Origin of the sequence: Pseudoflavonifractor sp. 60 (assembly GCF_009911645.1) — a bacterium.
Lineage (GTDB): Bacteria > Bacillota > Clostridia > Oscillospirales > Oscillospiraceae > Lawsonibacter.
Map to the genome: position 1 here is coordinate 1 of NZ_QWKI01000332.1, position 296 is coordinate 296.

Here is a 296-nt window from a genome sequence, read left to right on the forward strand (position 1 = left end):
CCCTGGTCCTTCTGCTTCAAGTCCTTCAATCCCCCCGCTATGGCCCGCAGCTGGACCAACAAGTATGTCCTGGAGCCTAAAGCGGGCCGTCTGGTCCACCACAGCACCTACCTGACAACCCCCAGAGACTGGCTGGGGCCCCGGTTCCTGGCGGACGCGGAGCACCTGAAGCAGACCAACGAGACCGCCTACCGCCACGAGTACCTGGGGGAGGTGGTAGGCAGCGGCACAGCGGTATTTGAAAATCTGCGGCTGGAGCCCATCAGCGACGGGCAGATTGCCGCCTTCGACTACCG

At 63.5% G+C, this 296-nt stretch carries 1 protein-coding gene; it reads left to right on the forward strand.

Annotation, left to right across the window (positions count from 1 at the left end; all coding sequences use genetic code 11):
• The coding region (locus D1646_RS22225; protein WP_201754809.1) for a phage terminase large subunit at positions 1 to 296 on the forward strand (296 nt) is incomplete at both ends.